Raw genomic sequence first — 18463 nt, 5'->3', positions numbered from 1 at the left:
CGACATCGCCGCCGAGGCGTTCTGCGCCACTAGGACATCTCGGGCAGCCTCCAGCTCCTCCTCCTGCCCGCGTAGCGTCCTTATCTGCCCTGCCGCCTCCTGGGGGTTGAGCGTGCCGTCTGTGAGCAGGTCCACGAGCACCTGCTTCTTCTGGCGCACCGCGGCGAGCTGTTGATCCAACGGCCCGATGTCGGCCGTCTCGTCGGGGAGCAAGTCACCCGTGCCGAAGACGAACGCTGACACGACGGCATCACGGACCATGGCGTCCAAGACAGGGATCTTGGCTGAGACGTGGCGCTGGCTGTCGGCAGGGAAGGCCATCTTGGAGACACACCGGTAGATCGGCACGCGCTCCCCCGTCTTGGCATCGGGGTAGGCGCTGCTGCTCCGCATCGGCTGGCCGCAGACGCCGCAGGTGACGATCCCCGAGCCAGGAACTTGGGCTTGTGTCCAGGAGACAGGCGGCGCTTCGGATCCCTGAGGAGAGCGCTCGCCGCCTCGTAGTCAGCCCGGGAGACGATGGGCTCCCACTCCCCCGTAGCTCCCTCCAAGAAGCCCTTCCCGTGCTTCACGAGACCGGCGTTGCGCGGTCGGAGGAGCATGGCCTTCACAGCCGCATATGACCACCCTTCGCTCTTACCAGGGGTCGCGACGTGACCAGGACCAGGTCCGTTCCACTCTCGGATGATCGAGTAGATCGTCCCTCCGTCGAGGATCACCTTGTAGGCGTGTCGGACGGCTGCGGCCTGCGTCTCATCCAGGTGGATCTTGTCGGGCTGCCAACCGAAGGGAACGAGGGAAGGCTTCAGGGTGCCCTTCCTCTTCGCTTCCTCGTAGTGCGCCAGGAGCCGTTCGGTCTTCAGCGTGGACTCGTACACGGCCAACCCCGCTGTGACCGTAGCCATGAGCCCTCCTGAGGCCGTGGCCGGATCTGTGATCGCCCCGTCCGAGAACTGGAGCTTGACACCGGCCTTCGTGCACGCAATCCGAAGCGCCACGTTGTCGGTGTCGTTCCTCGACAGACGATCCATGTGCCGCGCCATCACGACATCCACGTGTCCATCGTTGATGGTCTTCAGGAGCTTCGAGAAGGCGGGACGAGTCTTTCCCGAGTACCCCGACACCCCGTCGTCCACCAGGTTCGGGAGGACGGTGTACTTCTCCTTCTTGGCGAGCGCATGGAGGGATGCGAGCTGGTCTCAATGCTGTGCGAGTCCTCATCAGCATTGGAGAGGCGAGCGTAGATCACAGCACGAGTCATTGTCAGATGCTAACAGCGCCGTGGGCGAGTTGATCCACACCTCCTCGATGGAGTCGTCGTCGAGGAGGGGCTGCAGAGCGCCGAAGCCCGTGAGGCGCGCGAGCACCTGCCGCTCCGTGGCCGCCTCGTCGTCGAGGAGGCGGGAGTCGGATCCGAGGGCCTGCTCCGCGAAGCGGCGGACCTCCTCACGGACGAGGGCGGCGGTATCGCCCGGTGCCGTCGACGCCCCCTCGTCGCGCAGGCGCTCCCTCACCCGCCCGGCGATGGTGTCGAGGGGGGGTCCGCGTCTGCATCCGGACAGGATGCTGATCGGGGGAGCCCGCCGCGCGCGCCGTCCACAGGCCGACGCGTCGAGCGCCGGCCCGCCGGCGTCAGTACCCCAGCTCCGCCTTCGCCGCCGCGTACGCCGCGCGCACCGCCGGCACGCCCGAGGCGTCGAAGACCTCGTCGCCCGCGAGGGGCCGCTCGGGCGGGCTCCCCGTGAGGATCCACGCGGCCTGCTTCGCGGCGCCGTCGGCGACGAACTCACCTGCGTCCGGCACGTGGATGGGGACGCCGAAGATCGTCGGCGCGATCTCGCGCACTGCCCGGCTCTTCGCCCCGCCGCCGATGAGGAGCACGCGCTCCACCTCCACGCCCTGGCGCGTGATCGCGTCGAGGCCGTCGGCCAGGCCGCACAGCATGCCCTCGACGTGCGCGCGGGCCATGGTCGCCGGCGTGCTGTTGCGGAGGGTCATGCCGTGCAGCGACGCCGTCGCGTCCGGGAGGTTCGGCGTGCGCTCGCCCTCGAAGTACGGGAGGAGCACGAGGCCGTCGGATCCCGCGGGCGCCTCGAGCGCGAGGTCGGACAGGCAGGGCGTGGCATGGTCGACGCCGAGGAGGCGCGCGCCGCCGTCGAGCACGCGGGCGGCGTTGAGTGTCGCGATGAGCGGGAGGAAGTTGCCCGTGGCGTCGGCGAAGCCCGCGACCGTGCCGGAGGCGTCGGCGATGGGATCCGCCGTGACGGCGAACACCGTGCCCGACGTGCCGATGGACACGCACCACGTCGCCCGGCACCGCGCCGAGGCCGAGCGCGGCGGCGGCGTCGTCGCCCGCGCCCGGGGCCGACGGGGATGCCGGCCGGGACGCCGGGGATGCCGTCGCCCGTGACGCCCGCGGACTCCCCCGGGCCGAGCACGCGCGGGAGGCCGACCACGCGGCCGAGCGCGCGCTCGAGCAGGTCGAGGCGGTACTCCCCCGTGACGCTCGACCAGTACGCGGTGCCGCTCGCGTCGGAGCGGTCCGTGGCGAGGGCGGCCAGGTCCGGGGAACCGACGCCGTGGCCGAGGAGGCGCCAGGTCAGCCAGTCGTGCGGGAGGGCGACGGCGGCGACGCGGGCCGCGTTCTCCGGCTCCGCGTCGCGGAGCCAGCGGAGCTTGGTGGCGGTGAACGAGGCGACCGGGACGACGCCGGTGGCGCTCGCCCAGGTGTCGGCGCTCAGCTCGTCGCGGAGGTCAGCGGCGGCCTGCGCGGAACGGGTGTCGTTCCAGAGGAGCGCGTCGCGGACGACCGCGCCCGACTCGTCGAGGCAGACCATGCCGTGCTGCTGGCCGCCGACCGAGATGGCGGCCACGTCGTCGAGGCCGCCCGCGTCGGCGATGGCCGCGAGGAGGGCGTCCCACCGATCCGGCCGGATCCACCTCCGTGCCGTCGGGGTGGGACGCGCAGCCGGAGCGCGCGAGGGCGCCCGAGTCGAGGTCGCGGACGACCACCTTGCAGCTCTGCGTGGAGGAGTCGATGCCTGCTACGAGTGTCTTCGTTGTCACGATCAACATATTAGGGGGCGTCATAAGCTGGTCGGGCACCCGCGGGAGTGGTGGAATCGGTGGACACGCAGGATTTAGGTTCCTGTGCTTTCGAGCGTGAGGGTTCAAGTCCCTTCTCCCGCACCGTCGCCGGCGGCCCTCCCACTGGGCAGCACCCCTCGACCGGGGGTGGCCGCCTCGCGGCGGGATCCGGGGCGCTGGCGATATCCTGTGCTGGCCGCAGGCCGCTTCCGCGTGCCCCGCGACCCACCACGACTGGAGCCCCACGTGCATCCCCTGCTCTTCGACTTCCTCGACTCGACGACGCTCATCGAGTCGTTCGGGGGATTCGCCCTCATCGGGATCTGCCTCATCATCTTCGCCGAGACGGGCCTGCTCTTCGGCTTCCTCTTCCCCGGCGACACCCTCCTCGTCATCGCGGGGCTCACCCTGCCGGGCATCACCGGCATCGACATCTGGTGGATCTGCCTCGCCATCGCGTTCTCGGCGTTCGCCGGCGGCGAGGTCGGGTACCTGATCGGCCACAAGGCGGGTCCGAGGATCTTCGAGCGCAAGGACTCCGGCATCTTCAGCCGGCAGAACGTCGTCCGCACGAACGCCTTCTTCGCCCGCTTCGGCGGCCTCGCGGTCATCGCGGCGCGCTTCGTGCCGATCGTCCGGACCTTCGCGCCGATCGCCGCGGGCGTCGGTCACATGGACTACCGGAAGTACTCGTTCTACAACGCCGTCGGCGCGATCATCTGGGGCGCCGGCCTCACCTGGCTCGGCAACCTGCTGAACGGCTTCCCGCCCATCCGCGACTTCGTCACGCACTACATCGACTACGTGCTCCTCGGCGCGGTCTTCGTGACGCTCGTGCCCACCGCGATCCACTTCCTCCGCGCCCGCAAGCACGCGCGCGACGAGGAGGCGGCGGGCGTGGCCCCCGCCGGCGAGGACCTCGCCCTCTCCCCCGAGAACTTCGACCAGGACCCCTCGAACGACCCGCGCCGCTGAGTCCCGTCGCGATCGCGATCGGAGGCACGGCAGACGGCGATCCTTCGCCGTTCTCGCGCACCGGTCGGCGGGAGAGGACGCGCGGTGTCAGACGTGGTGCCGGTGCTCGTGCCCGGCATGCTCCTCCGGCTCCAGCTGGAACGTGCTGTGCTCCACATCGAAGTGGTCGTCGAGGCAGCCGGCCAGCCGATCGAGCAGCTCGCCCGTGCGGCCCTCGCGGAAGACCTCCTGCTCCACGACCACGTGCGCGGTGAAGACCGGCGAACCGGAGGTGATGGCCCAGACGTGCACGTCGTGGACCGCGGTCACGCCGGGCGTCTCCAGCAGGTGCGCGCGGATGCGCTCGGGCTCGGTGCCGGCGGGCGTCGACTCGTTCAGCACGGTGACCACGTCGCGGAGCAGGACGGCGGCCCGCGGCACGATGAGCGCCGCGATCACGAGCGAGGCGATGGCGTCGGCGCGGCCGAAGCCGGTGAGCGCGATCACGATGCCGGCGACGATGGTCGCGACGGACCCGAACGCGTCGCCGAGCACCTCCAGGTAGGCACCGCGGAGGTTGATGGAGGTGCCCGCTCCCCCGCGGAGGACCAGCAGCGCGATCACGTTCGCGACGAGCCCGACCACGGCTGCGAGGAGCATGATGCCGGCGTCCACCTGGGGCCCCTCGGGCGCCAGCAGCCGCTGCACGCCGTGCACCGCGACGTAGACGGCGACGCCGACCAGGATGAGGCCGTTCACCAGCGCTCCCAGCACCTCGCCGCGCTGGAATCCGAAGGTATGGCGATCGGTGGCGGGACGCGCGGCCACGATGGTGGCGACGAGGGCGATGCCGAGGCCGAGCAGATCGCTCGTCATGTGACCGGCGTCGGCGAGCAGCGCGAGCGATCCCGAGACGAGCGCGCCGACCACCTCGACGACGAGGACGGTGGCCGTGATCGCGATGGCGATGACCAGGCGGCGACGGTCGGTGGTGGCCGCGCCGTGATCGTGCGTGCCGTGGCCCATGCGTCCACCGTACGGGCCCGCGAGCATGGGGATCCACCCGCTGGCGCAGTCGGGAACGACTCCCGCTCTCACGAGGTCGGAACGGCGGCTCAGCCCTCGCCGAGGAGCTCCCGACGCACCACGGGCATGATCGCGTCGAACGCCCGCGCGCGGTGGCTGACCCGGTTCTTCTCGTCCGCGTCGAGGGCCGCGGCGCTCGCTCCCCCGGTGTCAGGACGGAAGACCGGGTCGTACCCGAAGCCGCCGTCGCCCTGGACCTCGCGGAGCACGGTCCCCTGCCACACGCCCGTCGCGGTCCGCTCGACCAGGCCGTCCGCCGTCGGCACGACGAGCGCGGCCGCGCAGACGAACCGCGCGCCGCGATGGGCGTCCGGCACGTCGCCCAGCTGCCAGAGCAGGAGCTCGAGGTTCTGCGCGCTGTCGCGCGCCGGGCCCGCCCAGCGTGCGGAGAAGATGCCGGGCCGATCCGCCGAGGACGTCGACGGCGATGCCGGAGTCGTCCGCGAGGACCGCCCGCCCCGTGTGGAGCGCCGCGGCACGCGCCTTGACGAGCGCGTTCTCCTCGAAGGTGGTCCCGTCCTCCACGGGCTCGGGACCGTCGTAGGCGACGAGGTCGATGCCGGCGAGGCGGGATCCGAGGATCCGGCGGAGCTCCTCGACCTTGTGGGCGTTGTGCGTGGCCAGGACGAGGGGGATCACCGGGGCTCCTCAGCGCCCGAGGGCCTGGGCCTGCAGCGCGGCCAGCGTGGTGCCGCCGCCCAGCGCGAGATCCAGCAGGGCGTCGAGCTCCGCACGGTCGAAGGGCGCGCCCTCGGCGGTGCCCTGGACCTCGACGAAGGAGCCGCTGCCCGTCATGACTACGTTCATGTCGGTCTCGGCGCGCACGTCCTCGACGTAGGCCAGGTCGAGCAGGGGCTTCCCGTCGACGATGCCCACGGAGACCGCCGCGACGCTGTCCTTCAGCGGCGTGGCACGCTGGGCGATGAACTTCCGCTCGCGGCCCCACTCCCAGCGCGTCCGCCAGTGCGACGTAGGCGCCCGTGATGGCCGCGGTCCGGGGTGCCGCCGTCGGCCTGCAGGACGTCGCAGTCGATGACGATCGTGTTCTCGCCGAGGGCCTTCATGTCGACGACGGCGCGCAGGCTCCAGGCCGATGAGGCGGGAGATCTCGTGCGTGCGGCCGCCGACCTTGCCCTTCACGGCCTCGCGGTCCATGCGCTCGTTCGTGGCGCGCGGGAGCATGGCGTACTCGGCGGTGACCCAGCCCTGGCCGCTGCCGGCCTTCCAGCGCGGGACGCGGTTCGTGAAGGAGGCGGTGCAGAGGACGCGCGTGCGCCCGAAGGAGATGAGGGCGGATCCCTCGGCCTGCTCGCTCCAGTTCCTCTCGATGCTGATCTCGCGCAGCTGGTCGGCGGCGCGGCCGTCGTGGCGGGTGGTGTCGTCGGTCATGTGCGGCCTGCGGCTGCGGATCGGGGGTGGACGGGGTGCCGACGGCGTCCGGAGGCGTCGCCGCGTCCCGCCGCGCGCGGCGGAGGAAGGGGCATGGCGCCGTACTCGAACGAGCTCCACGTGCGAGACGCCGGCGCCGAGCATGCGGTGCGCGAGCGTCTCGAAGTCGGATGCGCTGCCGCCCGTGGCCTCGTAGCGGATGACGGGCGGAGCATCCGTCCGGCGCTCGAGGCCGGCGGACACGAGCTCGCGGTACACGTCCTTCGCGGTCTCGGTGTCGCTCGAGACGAGCGTCACGTCCGGGCCCATGAGCAGGGAGATGGCGCCCTCGAGGAACGGGTAGTGCGTGCAGCCGAGGACGAGCGTGTCGATGCCTGCGGCGCGCAGGGGCGCGAGGTACTCCTCCGCCGCCGCCATCAGCTCGGGCCCGAGGTCTCGCCGCGCTCCACGAACTCGACGAATCGCGGCGCCTCCGCGGAGGTCAGGGCGAGGTGCGGAGCGGCGGCGAAGGCGTCGTCGTAGGCACGGCTCGTGACCGTGGCGTGGGTCGCGATGACGCCGACCCGGTGGTTGCGGGTGACGCTGACCGCCGTGCGGACGGCGGGCTGGATGACCTCGACGACCGGGATGTCGTAGCGCTCCCGGGCGTCCCGGAGCATGGCCTGCCGACGCGGTGTTGCAGGCGATGACGAGCATCTTCACGCCGCGCTCGACGAGGTCGTCGAGCACCGCGAGCGCGTAGCGGCGGACCTCGGACGATGGGCTTGTCGCCGTCGGGAGTGTGCGCGGTGTCGCCGATGTCGATGATCGACTCGCGCGGCAGGAGGGTCGCGACGGCGCGGGCGACGGTGAGGCCGCCGACGCCGGAGTCGAAGATCCCGATCGGCGCGTCGCTCATCCCGTCAGCCTACCGGCGGGCTCCCGTCGGGGATCCCGAGGGCGGACGGGCCCCGAGGGCGGACAGGCCCACGACGGGCCGCCCGGTCACAGCGACCGCCGCGCGTCCTCCTGGGCGATGAGCTCCGGCAGGTCCTTCAGCCGCTTCAGCCCCGCGAGCGGCTGGTTCATGCGCGCGTTGCCCTGGAGCCGGTCCCGGTTCCGGTCGAGGACCCGCCGAGTAGCCCGCGGTGTAGGGGCAGGCCGTCGGGGCCCACCCGCACCTTCGGCTCGAACGGGCAGCCGGAGCAGTGGTCGGTCATGCGGTCGATGTAGGCGCCGCCGGCCGCGTACGGCTTCGTCGGCCGTGCGTCCGCCGTCGGCGTGCAGCGCCATGCCGACGACGTTCGCGGGCATGACCCACGGCGTGCCGGTGTCGACGAAGGAGTCGATGAACCAGTCGTTCATGGCCTTCGGGTCGTAGCCGCGCTGGAGCGCGAGGTCGCCGAGGATCATGAGCCGCTCGATGTGATGCGCCCAGCCGTGCGTGCGCACCTTGTCGACCACGTGCGCGAGGCAGGCCGCCTCGATGCCGGAGGCGTCGAGGCGCTGCCGGATCGCCGGTCGGCACGCCGCGGTGGGCGTCGAGGCGGTTCTCGGCGACGTAGTCCTCGTCGAAGGCCCAGTAGAGGTGCCACACGTAGTCGCGCCAGCCCATGATCTGCCGCACGATGCCCTCGACGCTCTGGATGGGGGCCCGACCCGCCGCATGCTCGGCGACCATGCGCTCGATGACGTCCGCGGGATCCAGCACGCCCATGTTCATGGTCGCGCTGAGGAGGGAGTGGGCCATCGTCCAGTCGCCCGAGAGGGACGCGTCCTCGAACGGCCCGAAGTCGTTGAGGCGGCTGGCCACGAAGTCGTCGAGCGCGGCGCGTCCCCTCCTCCGGCTCGCTCAACACCGGCGAAGCGCCGGGGTGCCGTCCTCCCCCACCAGGTGGACGACGCCCTCGCGCTCCCACCGGTCGAGGTCGGCGCGGACCTCTGGCGTCGATGTCGTCCTCCTCCGGCCACCACGGTTCCGGCAGCCCCAGCGTCGTCGCGCCGCGCGGCGGCCTCTCCCGGTTGTCGTGGTCGAAGTTCCAGCGGCCGCCGACCGGGTCGTCGCCGTCCATGAGGATGCCCGTGCGCGCCCGCGACCACCGGTAGAAGTCCTCCATGACGAGCCGGTTCGACGTGCGCCCCGCCATCCACTCGGCGAACTCCTGCTCGCTGGTGATGAAGCCGCGGCTCGGCAGCACGTCGGCGCCGATGTCGGCGACGAGCCGCCGCAGCCCGCCGGGACGTGGGATCGACGACCTCGAGGTCGCGCCGGTCGGCGACGACGTCGCGGTAGTGGTCGACCTGGTGGAACTCGACCCGGTCGCCCAGTGCACGGGCACGGTGCCGGATGCCGGACAGGATGAGGTGCGCCTTCGCCCGGTGGTAGGGCCGCCGGGCGAGCAGTCCGCGCGACTCGATGAGCAGCACGGGCCCGCCGTCGTCGAAGTGGTCGCCCAGCTGGTCGGCGAGGATCCATCGGGTGCGCTGCATGGTGCGACCCTAGGCGGGACCCCCGTCATGCGGCCGGGGCGTGTGCCCGGCGGATCGGACCTGCCCGGGCCACGGCCAGCCCTAGGCTGGGCGGGTGCGCCAGGCCGCCTCGCTCCTCACCGACCGCTACGAGCTCGCGATGCTGGACGCCGCCTTGAAGGCCGGCACCCACGACCGCGAGTGCGTGTTCGAGTGCTTCGCGCGCCGCCTCCCCACGGGTCGGCGGTTCATGGCGCTGGTCGCGGGCGCGGATGACGGCTGCTGGAGACTCATCCGCGACTTCCGCTTCGGGTTGACGACGAGCCTCGAGTACCTGCGGTCCGAGCGCGTCGTGGGCGAGGACGCCCTCGCCTGGCTCGCCGACTACCGCTTCCGCCGCCGGATCACCGGATGCCGCGTAGGGCGAGGTGTACTTCCCCGGCTCGCCGCTGCTCACGATCGAGGCGCCCTTCGCCGACGGGGTCATCCTCGAGACCCTCGTCCTCAGCGTGCTCAACTACGACAGCGCGGTCGCGAGCGCCGCGGCCCGCATGGTGCAGGTCGCCGGCGGACGCCCCCTCGCCGAGATCGGCTCGCGACGGACCGGGGAGCGCTCCGCGGTGGCCGCCGCGCGCGCCGCGTTCGTCGCGGGCTTCAGCGCGACCTCGAACCTGGAGGCGGGCCGCACCTGGGGCGTCCCGACGATGGGGACGGCCGCCCACTCCTTCGCTTCCTCGCTGCACGACACGGAGGAGCAGGCCTTCCGGGCGCAGGTGGCCGCGCTCGGCGCGGGCACGACGCTGTCTGCCGTTCGGACACGCTTCGGACGTCCGCGAGGGCGTCGGAGACCGCGGTGCGGGTCGCCGGGCCGGGCCTCGGCGCCGTCCGGCTCGACTCCGGCGACCTGCCGGTGCTGGTGGGCGAGGTGCGCGCCCAGCTCGACGCGCTGGGCGCCACGGGCACGCGGATCACCGTCACCAACGACCTCGACGAGCACGGCATCGCGGGTCTGGCTGCGTCCCCGGTGGACTCGTACGGTGTGCGGCACGTCGCTCGTGACCGGATCCGGCGCTCCCGCCGCGGGCATGGTGTTCAAGCTGGTCGCGCACCGCGACGCGGGTGGGCAGGGCGAGTGGGTGCCCGTCGCGAAGCGGTCCACCGGGAAGCAGAGCCGCGGGGGCCTCAAGGGGGCGCTGCGGCGGCACGACGCGCAGGGCACCGCCACCGCGGAGCTCGTGACCGTGGGACCGCACCCGGAGCGGCTCCCCGGCGACCGGGACCTCCTCGTCACGCTGGCCGAGGACGGGCAGCCCGACGCCCGGTGGATGGGCCGAGCGGGCACGTCCGCGGCGCGCGAGCACCATGCTCGCGTCGTGCGCGACCTGCCGGTGCAGGCGTTCCGGCTGCGCGCGGGCGACCCGGCGATCCCGACGGAGCAGGGCACCGCCGTCTGAGCCGCATCTCGCAGCCCCGCCGTTGCGTGCAGGAGCCGCCTACTCGTCCTTCATGCGCTCGTAGATGCGCTTGCAGTCGGGGCAGACGGGGAACTTCTCGGGATTCCGCGACCGGGCAGCCACTTCTTCCCGCAGAGCGCCTTGACGGGCTTGCCGCTGAGGGCGGACTCGAGGATCTTGTCCTTCTTCACGTAGTGCGAGAAGCGCTCAGTGATCGCCGGGCTCGATCGTCTCCTGCTCGAGGAGCTCCTCGAGCTCGCGGTCGAGGGTGTCGGTGCCGCCGCCCTGCGCGGGTCGGCCGGGGTCCTGTTCGATGCTTGCGGATCGACCGTCCGCCCAGTGTACTTTTCCCGTGCGCCGGAACCCGCGGAGCGGGTGGACGCAGCCGATGCCACGGCCCGCCGTGCCCCGCGGATCAGTGCCGCTGCGCGAAGGCCAGCAGCTCGGGACCCCGGCGCTCGAAGACGCGGCCGCCTCCCGCGACGCCCGCGACGAGCGTCGCCGACCCCGATGCCGAGACCGACGACGAGTGACCACGCCGGGTACGCGCCCCCGTGCGCGAGGCCCAGTCCTCCGAGCCACGCCGACGGCAGCGCCAGCACGACTGTGGCGATGAACGTGAGCGTGGGGATCCGTGGAGCCGCCGGCCCCCGACGTCTGCGGCGCGTGGAACGGGCTGTCGCCGGGACGCGAGGCGGGGTACGGGAAGCGCGCGGAGAAGAGCGAGGCGACAGGCCCGGCGCCGATGAGCAGGACCCACCGCGCTGACGCCGATCACCGGACGGCAGGCACGAAGGAGTCATGCCGAACCCGAGCGCGCTGAGCGGCGCGCCGATCGCGATGAGCGGCACGCCGATGGCGAGGACCGGCACGATGCGCCCGATGCGATCGGCGGTCCCGCGGATGCCGGACACCACGTGCAGCCAGACCGCGGTGTGGTCGTGCGCGGGGGGTCTGCATGTGCACGCTCCATCCGAGGAACAGGGCCATCACGGGGAGCGGCACGAGCGCGAGCACGTGCGCGTCGACGTCGACGATGACCAGGGGCACGAGGAGCACGAGGGGCAGCACGGGGATCAGCACGAGGGTCGCGCGGTAGCGGGGGTCGCGGATCCAGTACGTGACGCTCCGAGCGGCGACCGCGCCGGTGGGCGACGCACCGAAGCGGCCGAACCAGCCGAGGCCGGACTGGGCTCGGCCGCCGCCGGCGCGGTCCGGTGCGGTGAGCGCCCAGGGCACGAGGCGCACCCAGGCGAGCGCCAGCAGCGCGGCTGAGAGGAGGGCGACGAGGAGCATGCCCGCAGCGGCTCCCGCGTCGCCGGCGACCGCGGCCGCCGGCGCAGGCCGCCCAGGCCGCCCCGATCGGCGTCCACGCGAGGACGCCGAGGGCTCCGCGCGCGGGCCGGAGCCCGTCGTCGAGGAGGTCGGCCTGCGCGAGGGCGACGACGGCGGGCACGAGGAGGACGGCCGATCCAGGGCCCGCGGCCAGGCCCGTCGCCTCCCGGTGCCCGGCGCGTGCTGAGCAGCACGCCGGCGAGGACGGTGCTGATGCGCGCCACGAGGACGCACGTGACCACGGCGGCGAGGCCGGCGACCACGGCCACCGCGCCGGTGACCGGATCCCGGGACCACGTGACGACGGTGGTCATCGCCACGACGACGAGGACGACGCCCGGCGCGCTCACGAGGGCGGCGACACCCAGGGCCAGGGCGAGTCGCCGCGGCTCGATCCCGTAGGGGGCGAAGCGCCGCGGGTCCAGGGCGTCCTCGGATCCGAGGACCGGGGGCACCAGGAGGGCCCCGAGGACGACGAGGGAGCCCCCGGCCACGACGACGTCGAGCGCCGAGCCGACGTCCGCGTCGCGGAGGCCCGCCAGCGCGCCGACGGCGAGCACCGTGACGAGGATCCCGTACGCGCCGGCGGCGACGATGCCGAGGACCTGCCAGGGACTGCGGCGGAACGCGTTGGCGAGGAGGGCGAGCCTCAGTCGGAGAACGAGTGCAACCGCGAGAACCCCTCCGCCGTGCGGCGTCCGCCGGCCAGCGCCACGAAGCGCTCCTCCAGGGAGCGTCCCGCCCGGACCTCGTCCATGGTGCCCGCGGCCAGCACCCGGCCGTTGACGATGATCGCCACGTGGTCGCAGATCCGCTGGATGAAGTCCATGCCGTGGCTCGACAGCACGACGGTGCCGCCATGCGCCACGTAGTCCTGCAGGATCTCCACGACGTTCGCCGCCGAGACGGGGTCGACCGACTCGAACGGCTCGTCGAGCACGAGCATGCGCGGCGAGTGGATCATGGGCAGGCGCAGCGGCGACCTTCTGGCCATGCCGGCGGTGTAGTCGGTGACGAGCCGGCCGACGGCGTCCTCCAGGCCGAAGGCCTCGACGAGGTCGGCCGCCCGGCTGCGGATCTCCGCGTCGTCGAGCCCGCGGAGGGCCCCGGAGTAGTGCAGGAGCTGGGCGCCGGTGAGGCGGTCGAAGAGGCGGAGCCGGTCCGGCAGGACGCCGATGCTGCGCTTGGCGGCGAGAGGGTCGCGCCAGACGTCGATGCCGTTCACGGTCACGGTGCCGCCGTCGGGACGCAGCAGGCCGGTCACCATCGACATGGTCGTGGTCTTGCCGGCGCCGTTGGGGCCGACGATCCCGTAGAACGATCCGGCGCGCACCGTGAGCGCGATGTCGTCGACGGCGACCTTCTCGTCGAACCTCTTGGTGAGGCCCTGGATGACGAGGACGTCCTCCCCCAGCTCCGGAGCCGCGGCGCGGTCGCCGCGGACGGAAGGGGTGAGCGCGGTCTCGCGGACCCCGGGAAGGTCGGGACGCGTCGGGCGCGGGGAGGTGAGGCTGTCGGTGCGGACCGTGACCGGCCGTGCGGGCGGGGGCTCGACGGCGACCGGCTCTGCGGCGGCCGCCTCGGCCGCCGCCGGTCGAGCGGCGCCGGGCTCGGCGTCGGCGGGATCCGCAGGCGCGACTTGCCCCGCATCCTCCTCGATCCGCGTGCCGGACTCCGGCGCGACGTCGTCCTCCGGCCCGACCCCCTCCTCCGGAACGGAGCGGGGATCATCCGCGGAGTGCGCTTCCCCCTCTCGCGCCAGATCCTCTGCGTGCTCGGCCGGGTCGACCTCGGTCGAGACGTCGGTCATGGCGGACGCCTGCGGCGAACGGTCGGGGCGCGTCCCTGCCTGGCCGTCGGCCTCGGCAGACGCCTCGGCGAGCAGCCCACGGAGTCCGTCGACGCCGTCGTCCGGAGCCTCGTCGGCCTGCGGCGCGGCGGCCGGCACCGCGACCTCGGCATCCGGAGTGGAGCGATCGGGCTCCGGCGCACGGTCGTCGGCGGCGACGTCGATCGGGTCCTGCGCTTCGGGCGCCGCGGCGGCCTCGGCGCTCCCCGCCGGGCGCTGCGCGCGTGTGCGGCGGCGCACCCGCGGCGAGCGGGACGGCGTCGCCGCGGTCGGATCCGCACCGTCGTCACCGGCGCCCGGGGCCGGGCGCACGGACCTCGCGACGACGGCGGCGGCCTTGGTGCGCGGAGGCGTGGGCGCGACGACGACGGCCGGCGCCGTCCGCGGCGAGGGTGCCGTGGCGCGCCGCGGCACGCGCTGACCGGGCCGGGGCGCGCGCGGGACGGCAGCCGGTGCGACCGGGTCGCCGAGGGGATCGGGACCGGTCCCGCCCTCGTCGGTCGGGCGCTCGAGGGCGTCCGTCGGCGCTCCCTGCACGACCCCGTTCCCGGACTCCGCCCGGGCATCGGACGCGGCGTCGGGCGGGGTCGTCTCGTCGGGCTCGTCGGTCACGGCCCCACGTTACCAAGGCGCCCCTCCGGGCCGATGCGGACCCCGAGGGCCGTCGCGCCCGGTCCCGGCACCGGTCCGCCCCGCGCCGACGCCGGGCGACGATCATCACGAAAGGGACACGACCCGCCCCCTTCTACCACCTATTTCCTCACCCGCGGCCTACGATGGGGGAGGCATGACGGAGTGTCGATCAGGAAACCCGCGGGTGAAGTCCCGGCGAACCCTCGACCCCGAGGGATCCCGATAGCACTCGGCACCCCGCATCGAACGGAGAACACATGACCACGCAGGTAGTCATCCTGGCGGCAGGCATGGGCAGCCGTCTCGGCCGCAGCCTCCCCAAGCCCCTCACCGAGCTCAGCGACGGCCGCACCATCATGGGCCAGCAGTTCGACAACATCCGCTTCGGCCTCGGCGAGGACGCCAAGGTCAGCATCGTGGTCGGCTACAAGCTCGACCACATCATCGACGCGTTCCCGGACGCCGACTACATCTACAACGAGCAGTACGACCAGACGAACACGTCGAAGAGCCTGCTCCGCGCCCTCCGCGCGTCCGCGCCCGGCGGCGTCCTCTGGATGAACGGCGACGTCGTCTTCGACCCGATGATCCTGCGCCGTGCCGCGGCGTTGATCGCGCGCGACCAGTCCTTCGTGACGGTGAACACCTCCCGCGTGTCCGACGAGGAGGTCAAGTACACGACCAGCCCCGAGGGCTACATCCGCGAGCTGTCCAAGACGGTGAAGGGCGGCCTCGGCGAGGCGGTCGGGATCAACTACGTCTCGCGCGCCGACAAGGCGGTCCTCATCCGCCAGCTCGCCCGCGTCGCCGACCAGGACTACTTCGAGCGTGGAATAGAGTTGGCGATCGAGCAGGACTCCCTGCTCGTCGAACCGGTAGACATCTCCGACCTGTACGCGGTCGAGGTCGACTTCGCGGAGGACCTCGAGAGGGCCAACCTCTTCGTCTAGACCGCCTCGGGGATGCTGATGCAGAGGATCCCCGCCGTGCCCGATGCCGCCCGCCCCGGTCGCGCATCGCGTACCCCCGCGGCGCGCTACCGCCGATCGCTCTGGCTGCTCACCACCCGCGACCTGAAGGTCCGGTACTCGACGAGCGCGCTCGGCTGGTTCTGGTCGATCCTCGACCCGCTGGTGATGTCGGGCATCTACTGGTTCGTCTTCACGGTGGTCTTCTCCCGCGACGTCGGCGAGGAGCCGTACATCGTGTTCCTGCTCGCGGCGCTGCTGCCGTGGATGTGGTTCACGGGAGCGACGAGCGACTTCACGAAGGCGTTCAGCTCCCAGGCGAAGCTGGTGCGCTCGACGCGGATCCCGCGCACCATCTGGGTCCTCCGCCTCGTGTTCGCGAAGGGGTTCGAGTTCGTGGCGAGCCTGCCCCGTGCTCGCCGTGTTCGCGGTCGTCGCCGGCGCACGTCTCGACCTGCACGTGCTGCTGTTCCCCCTGGCGGTCCTCATCCAGGCGGCGCTGCTGCTCGGGATCGGGCTCATCGTCTCGCCGCTCGTGGTGTTCTTCCGCGATCTCGAGCGCGCCGTGAAGCTCGTGCTCCGGTTCCTCTTCTACGCCTCCCCCATCGTCTACTCCTCCCGCGACCTGCCTGCGGAGCTCCACCCCTGGGCCGGCGCTGAACCCGCTCACGGGGATCTTCGGCATCTACCGCTCCGCGTTCTTCCCCGCCGAGCTCGACTGGTACGCGGTGGGCGTCAGCGCGCTCGATCTCCGCCGTCCTCCTCGCGATCGGCGCCCTCGTGTTCCGCCGCTCCCTCCCCTCCGTGCTGAAGGAGATCTGATGGACGTCGCAGCGACGGACGCGCGGACCGCGTCCCCGTCATCGCCGTCGAGGACGCCGGCATCCGCTTCCGACGCAACCGCAAGGCGCGCCGGAGCTTCAAGGACCTGTTCGGCGGGTCGACGAGGCGCGCGCGGCCCGGCGAGTTCTGGGCGCTGCGCCACGTCTCGTTCGAGGTGCACGCGGGAGAGGCGATCGGCGTCGTCGGGCGGAACGGCCAGGGCAAGTCCACCCTGATGAAGCTCGTGGCGGAGGTGCTCATCGCCGACGAGGGGCGCATCGACGTGCACGCCGGCGTCGCGCCGCTCATCGAGATCACGGGCGGGTTCGTGAACGACCTCACGGTGCGCGACAACGTCTACCTCACGGCCGGGCTCCACGGCATGTCCAAGGCGGAGATCGACGCCCAGTTCGACGAGATCATCGCGTTCGCGGAGATCCCGGACTTCGTGGACACGCCCTACAAGCACCTGTCGAGCGGCATGAAGGTGCGCATCGCCTTCGCGGTCATCTCGCGCCTCGACGAGCCCGTGCTCCTCGTGGACGAGGTCCTCGCGGTGGGAGACCGCTCCTTCCGGGAGAAGTGCTACCACCGGATCGAGGAGATGCTGGCCGAGGGACGCACGCTCTTCTTCGTGTCGCACAACGAGCGGGACCTCCGACGATTCTGCACGCGCGGCCTGTACCTCGACAAGGGCGCGCTCGTGCTGGACGGCCCGATCGACGAGGTCGTCGACGCGTACAACGCCGACCACGGCCCGAAGAGCCCGCCCGCCCCGTCCGCCGGCTGAGATCCCCTCCTCCCCAGCACCGCCCCTGCACAGGCGCACGACCGCGCCCGTCGCACGCCGCCCCTACCGTGCACGCATGCTGCGACCCGTCCCGCCCCTGCCCGTCCGTCCGGATCCCGAGCCCGCGTACCGCGTGCCCTGGCACTTCGACCGCACCCTGGAACGCCCCCGGTTCGCGCTCGTCAACGTGGGCGACGAGGTGCTGCACGCCATCTCGCTGCACCTGCTCGGGTCGGGCACGATGCTCTCGCGGGCTCCCGCAACCGTCCGCCCGGGAGAGCGCCTCTCGACGACCATCAGAGGCGACGACCTGGCCCTCGACACGGTCCTCGTGGTCCGCTGGTTCCGCCCGGACGGAGGGGAGTACCTGTGGCGGGTCAGCTTCTGACGGGCGAGTCGCCGCGGCGGTCGCGCTCCCGCTCGAGACGGATGAGGTCGGCGCGCGAGTCGCCGTCGTCCTGCGGCAGCATGTCCGCCGTCAACCCGGTCACCAGGATCCCGGCGTCCACGTCGAGACCGCTCGCGATCTTGACGATGTTGCGGAGGCTCGGGTTGCGCTGGCCCCGCTCGATCTTGCCGAGCGCGGTCCAGTGGATGCCCGAGAGCTCGGCGAGCGTCTCCTGGCTGATGCCGATGCGCTGTCGCTGCTCGCGCACGCGCGCTCCGAACTCGGCGGCGGCGTCGGATACGGGGGTGACCATGGCACATGCTTATCCGCCACGTGAAGGAATGACCAGAGCTTCAGTGCCCCGACTGTCCGCGCCCGCTCTTCTCCGGATAGGGCTATGCCCACCGACGATCCGCGAGACGACGAGGGCACGATGCCCCCAGGGGCCGCGCGTAGGCTCGGAGGATGAACGACGCTCCCGAGCTCGACCCGTCCGTGGCCACCGGCATCGATCGTCTCCTGTCCGTGCAGCGGCCCGTCGTGCTCGCCCACATCCGGTCCATCCGCGCCCGGCACCCGGAGGCGTCGCCCGACCGCATCATCGCCATCCTGGAGAAGCGGTTCCTGGCGGCGGTGACCGCCGGCGGTGCCGCGGTCGGTGCCAGCGCGGTCATCCCGGGCGTCGGCACGGGCGTGTCCCTCGCGCTCACCGGCGTCGAGACGGCCGGCTTCCTCGAAGCGAGCGCCCTCTTCGCGCAGTCCATCACGGAGGTCCACGGCATCTCCGTGGAGGATCCCGCCCGAGCCCGCGCGCTCGTCATGACGATGATGCTGGGTGCCCCGGGAGCTCAGGTCATCCAGCAGTTCACCGGGCAGTTCTCCGGCCAACCCGTCGACCGCAACGCCAACTGGGGCCGGGCCATCACCTCCGGGCTGCCCTCCTTCGCCATCGGGCCGATCGCGGACCGCATCAAGCGGGCCTTCATCAAGCGCTTCGTCCTCAACCAGAGCGCGAGCGCCATCGGGCGGGCCGTTCCGTTCGGCATCGGCGCGGTCATCGGCGGCGCCGGCAACCGGATGCTCGGCGGCAAGATCGTCGCCAGCTCGCGTCAGGCGTTCGGTCCGGCTCCCGCCGTATTCCCCGAGGAGCTCGCGGTGCCGGAGAGGAAGCCCCGCGTCATCCGCGTCGCCGAGAAGAAGGCCGCCAAGCGCTGAGCCGATCGTCGGCGCGCGTCGACCACGGCGTCACCACCGAGCGTC

Annotated in this window: 15 protein-coding genes, 1 tRNA gene and 8 pseudogenes; 10 read left to right on the top strand and 14 right to left on the bottom strand. The window is 72.4% G+C overall.

The annotated features are described in order from the left end of the window. From ACZ411_RS00430 to xylB, 4 genes and pseudogenes are all read right to left on the bottom strand, one after another. A partial coding sequence (locus tag ACZ411_RS00430) for a recombinase zinc ribbon domain-containing protein (protein WP_464167625.1) occupies nucleotides 1-423 on the bottom strand: 423 nt, incomplete at its 3' end. Nucleotides 424-488: 65 nt separating this feature from the next. Next, nucleotides 489-1184, bottom strand: a pseudogene (locus ACZ411_RS00425) (recombinase family protein); the annotation flags it as partial. A gap of 36 nt (nucleotides 1185-1220) precedes the next feature. Further along, a complete protein-coding gene (locus tag ACZ411_RS00420) occupies nucleotides 1221-1514 on the bottom strand; it encodes a hypothetical protein (protein ID WP_464167614.1) in 294 nt (97 codons plus the stop codon). Nucleotides 1515-1632: 118 nt separating this feature from the next. Beyond that, nucleotides 1633-3075: pseudogene (xylB, locus tag ACZ411_RS00415) on the bottom strand (xylulokinase). A gap of 32 nt (nucleotides 3076-3107) precedes the next feature. Between xylB and ACZ411_RS00410 the strand changes: the two are divergent. Both ACZ411_RS00410 and ACZ411_RS00405 read left to right on the top strand, forming a co-directional pair. Beyond that, nucleotides 3108-3189 (top strand) — tRNA-Leu (locus tag ACZ411_RS00410). Nucleotides 3190-3333: 144 nt separating this feature from the next. After that, nucleotides 3334-4062 carry a DedA family protein gene (locus ACZ411_RS00405; protein WP_464167612.1) on the top strand — a complete coding sequence of 243 codons (729 nt, stop codon included), beginning with the start codon at nucleotides 3334-3336 and terminating at the stop codon, nucleotides 4060-4062. A gap of 87 nt (nucleotides 4063-4149) precedes the next feature. Here the strand turns inward: ACZ411_RS00405 and ACZ411_RS00400 are convergent, their stop codons facing one another. The 6 genes and pseudogenes from ACZ411_RS00400 to ACZ411_RS00375 all read right to left on the bottom strand — a co-directional run bounded on the left by ACZ411_RS00400 (nucleotide 4150) and on the right by ACZ411_RS00375 (nucleotide 9014). After that, on the bottom strand, nucleotides 4150-5067 hold the full coding sequence (locus ACZ411_RS00400) for a cation diffusion facilitator family transporter (RefSeq protein ID WP_094115577.1): 918 nt from the start codon (nucleotides 5065-5067) through the stop codon (nucleotides 4150-4152). 89 nt (nucleotides 5068-5156) lie between these two features. Further along, nucleotides 5157-5766 (bottom strand): annotated as a pseudogene (gene rdgB / locus ACZ411_RS00395) (RdgB/HAM1 family non-canonical purine NTP pyrophosphatase). A gap of 9 nt (nucleotides 5767-5775) precedes the next feature. Continuing rightward, nucleotides 5776-6516 (bottom strand): annotated as a pseudogene (gene rph / locus ACZ411_RS00390) (ribonuclease PH). Nucleotides 6517-6624: 108 nt separating this feature from the next. Beyond that, a pseudogene (gene murI, locus ACZ411_RS00385) lies at nucleotides 6625-7414 on the bottom strand (glutamate racemase); the annotation flags it as partial. An 86-nt stretch (nucleotides 7415-7500) separates the two neighbouring features. Next, a complete protein-coding gene (locus ACZ411_RS00380) occupies nucleotides 7501-7959 on the bottom strand; it encodes a hypothetical protein (protein WP_464167609.1) in 459 nt (152 codons plus the stop codon). Continuing rightward, nucleotides 7905-9014, bottom strand: a complete 1110-nt coding sequence (locus tag ACZ411_RS00375) for a cryptochrome/photolyase family protein (RefSeq protein WP_464167608.1) — start codon at nucleotides 9012-9014, stop codon at nucleotides 7905-7907. Before ACZ411_RS00375 ends, ACZ411_RS00380 begins: the two co-directional genes overlap by 55 nt. A gap of 110 nt (nucleotides 9015-9124) precedes the next feature. Between ACZ411_RS00375 and ACZ411_RS00370 the strand changes: the two are divergent. Then, nucleotides 9125-9328 (top strand): annotated as a pseudogene (locus ACZ411_RS00370) (nicotinate phosphoribosyltransferase); the annotation flags it as partial. A 64-nt stretch (nucleotides 9329-9392) separates the two neighbouring features. Next, a complete protein-coding gene (locus tag ACZ411_RS00365; RefSeq protein ID WP_464167627.1) occupies nucleotides 9393-10418 on the top strand; it encodes a nicotinate phosphoribosyltransferase in 1026 nt (341 codons plus the stop codon). Between the two features lie 39 nt (nucleotides 10419-10457). On the opposite strand, the pseudogene ACZ411_RS00360 reads toward ACZ411_RS00365, so the two are convergent. Both ACZ411_RS00360 and ACZ411_RS00355 read right to left on the bottom strand, forming a co-directional pair. Further along, a pseudogene (locus ACZ411_RS00360) lies at nucleotides 10458-11221 on the bottom strand (DUF3039 domain-containing protein). Next, nucleotides 11193-11714, bottom strand: coding sequence for a hypothetical protein (locus tag ACZ411_RS00355; RefSeq protein ID WP_464167606.1), 522 nt, complete (start codon nucleotides 11712-11714; stop codon nucleotides 11193-11195). The pseudogene ACZ411_RS00360 and the gene ACZ411_RS00355 overlap by 29 nt, the downstream one beginning before the upstream one ends. On the opposite strand from ACZ411_RS00355, the gene ACZ411_RS00350 reads away from it, so the two are divergent. Further along, the gene (locus ACZ411_RS00350) at nucleotides 11713-11940 is read left to right on the top strand and encodes a hypothetical protein (protein WP_464167604.1); all 228 of its coding nucleotides are present in this window, start codon (nucleotides 11713-11715) and stop codon (nucleotides 11938-11940) included. The two genes, ACZ411_RS00355 and ACZ411_RS00350, sit on opposite strands and share 2 nt — an antisense overlap. Before the next feature lie 462 nt (nucleotides 11941-12402). Here ACZ411_RS00350 and ACZ411_RS00345 read toward each other — a convergent pair whose 3' ends face one another. Next, complete coding sequence (locus tag ACZ411_RS00345; RefSeq protein ID WP_464167602.1) at nucleotides 12403-14214, bottom strand: ATP-binding cassette domain-containing protein; 1812 nt, start codon at nucleotides 14212-14214, stop codon at nucleotides 12403-12405. A gap of 278 nt (nucleotides 14215-14492) precedes the next feature. Between ACZ411_RS00345 and ACZ411_RS00340 the strand changes: the two genes are divergently transcribed. The 4 genes and pseudogenes from ACZ411_RS00340 to ACZ411_RS00325 all read left to right on the top strand — a co-directional run bounded on the left by ACZ411_RS00340 (nucleotide 14493) and on the right by ACZ411_RS00325 (nucleotide 17203). After that, a complete protein-coding gene (locus ACZ411_RS00340; RefSeq protein WP_464167600.1) occupies nucleotides 14493-15185 on the top strand; it encodes a phosphocholine cytidylyltransferase family protein in 693 nt (230 codons plus the stop codon). Between the two features lie 18 nt (nucleotides 15186-15203). Next, nucleotides 15204-16025 (top strand): annotated as a pseudogene (locus ACZ411_RS00335) (ABC transporter permease). A gap of 40 nt (nucleotides 16026-16065) precedes the next feature. After that, complete coding sequence (locus ACZ411_RS00330; RefSeq protein ID WP_464167623.1) at nucleotides 16066-16815, top strand: ABC transporter ATP-binding protein; 750 nt, start codon at nucleotides 16066-16068, stop codon at nucleotides 16813-16815. Nucleotides 16816-16891: 76 nt separating this feature from the next. Further along, nucleotides 16892-17203, top strand: a complete 312-nt coding sequence (locus ACZ411_RS00325; RefSeq protein WP_464167598.1) for a hypothetical protein — start codon at nucleotides 16892-16894, stop codon at nucleotides 17201-17203. Here ACZ411_RS00325 and ACZ411_RS00320 read toward each other — a convergent pair. After that, complete coding sequence (locus tag ACZ411_RS00320; RefSeq protein ID WP_094115566.1) at nucleotides 17193-17516, bottom strand: helix-turn-helix domain-containing protein; 324 nt, start codon at nucleotides 17514-17516, stop codon at nucleotides 17193-17195. The genes ACZ411_RS00325 and ACZ411_RS00320 overlap by 11 nt on opposite strands. 152 nt (nucleotides 17517-17668) lie before the next feature. Between ACZ411_RS00320 and ACZ411_RS00315 the strand changes: the two genes are divergently transcribed. Beyond that, the gene (locus ACZ411_RS00315; RefSeq protein WP_464167594.1) at nucleotides 17669-18418 is read left to right on the top strand and encodes a hypothetical protein; all 750 of its coding nucleotides are present in this window, start codon (nucleotides 17669-17671) and stop codon (nucleotides 18416-18418) included. Nucleotides 18419-18463 lie beyond the last annotated feature (45 nt).

The organism is Clavibacter sp. AC415 (genome assembly GCF_979252985.1).
The sequence above is the reverse complement of the archived record's forward strand: the minus strand, read 5'-3'. Positions and strand labels throughout refer to the sequence as shown.

Bases quoted from the DNA above. Each gene is read 5' to 3' on its own strand.
- ACZ411_RS00400 (WP_094115577.1), bottom strand. From the start codon at position 5,067: ATGGGCCACGGCACGCACGATCACGGCGCGGCCACCACCGACCGTCGC.
- ACZ411_RS00375 (WP_464167608.1), bottom strand. From the start codon at position 9,014: ATGACGGGGGTCCCGCCTAGGGTCGCACCATGCAGCGCACCCGATGGA.
- ACZ411_RS00350 (WP_464167604.1), top strand. From the start codon at position 11,713: ATGCCCGCAGCGGCTCCCGCGTCGCCGGCGACCGCGGCCGCCGGCGCA.
- ACZ411_RS00355 (WP_464167606.1), bottom strand. From the start codon at position 11,714: ATGCTCCTCGTCGCCCTCCTCTCAGCCGCGCTGCTGGCGCTCGCCTGG.
- ACZ411_RS00340 (WP_464167600.1), top strand. From the start codon at position 14,493: ATGACCACGCAGGTAGTCATCCTGGCGGCAGGCATGGGCAGCCGTCTC.
- ACZ411_RS00325 (WP_464167598.1), top strand. From the start codon at position 16,892: ATGCTGCGACCCGTCCCGCCCCTGCCCGTCCGTCCGGATCCCGAGCCC.
- ACZ411_RS00320 (WP_094115566.1), bottom strand. From the start codon at position 17,516: ATGGTCACCCCCGTATCCGACGCCGCCGCCGAGTTCGGAGCGCGCGTG.
- ACZ411_RS00315 (WP_464167594.1), top strand. From the start codon at position 17,669: ATGAACGACGCTCCCGAGCTCGACCCGTCCGTGGCCACCGGCATCGAT.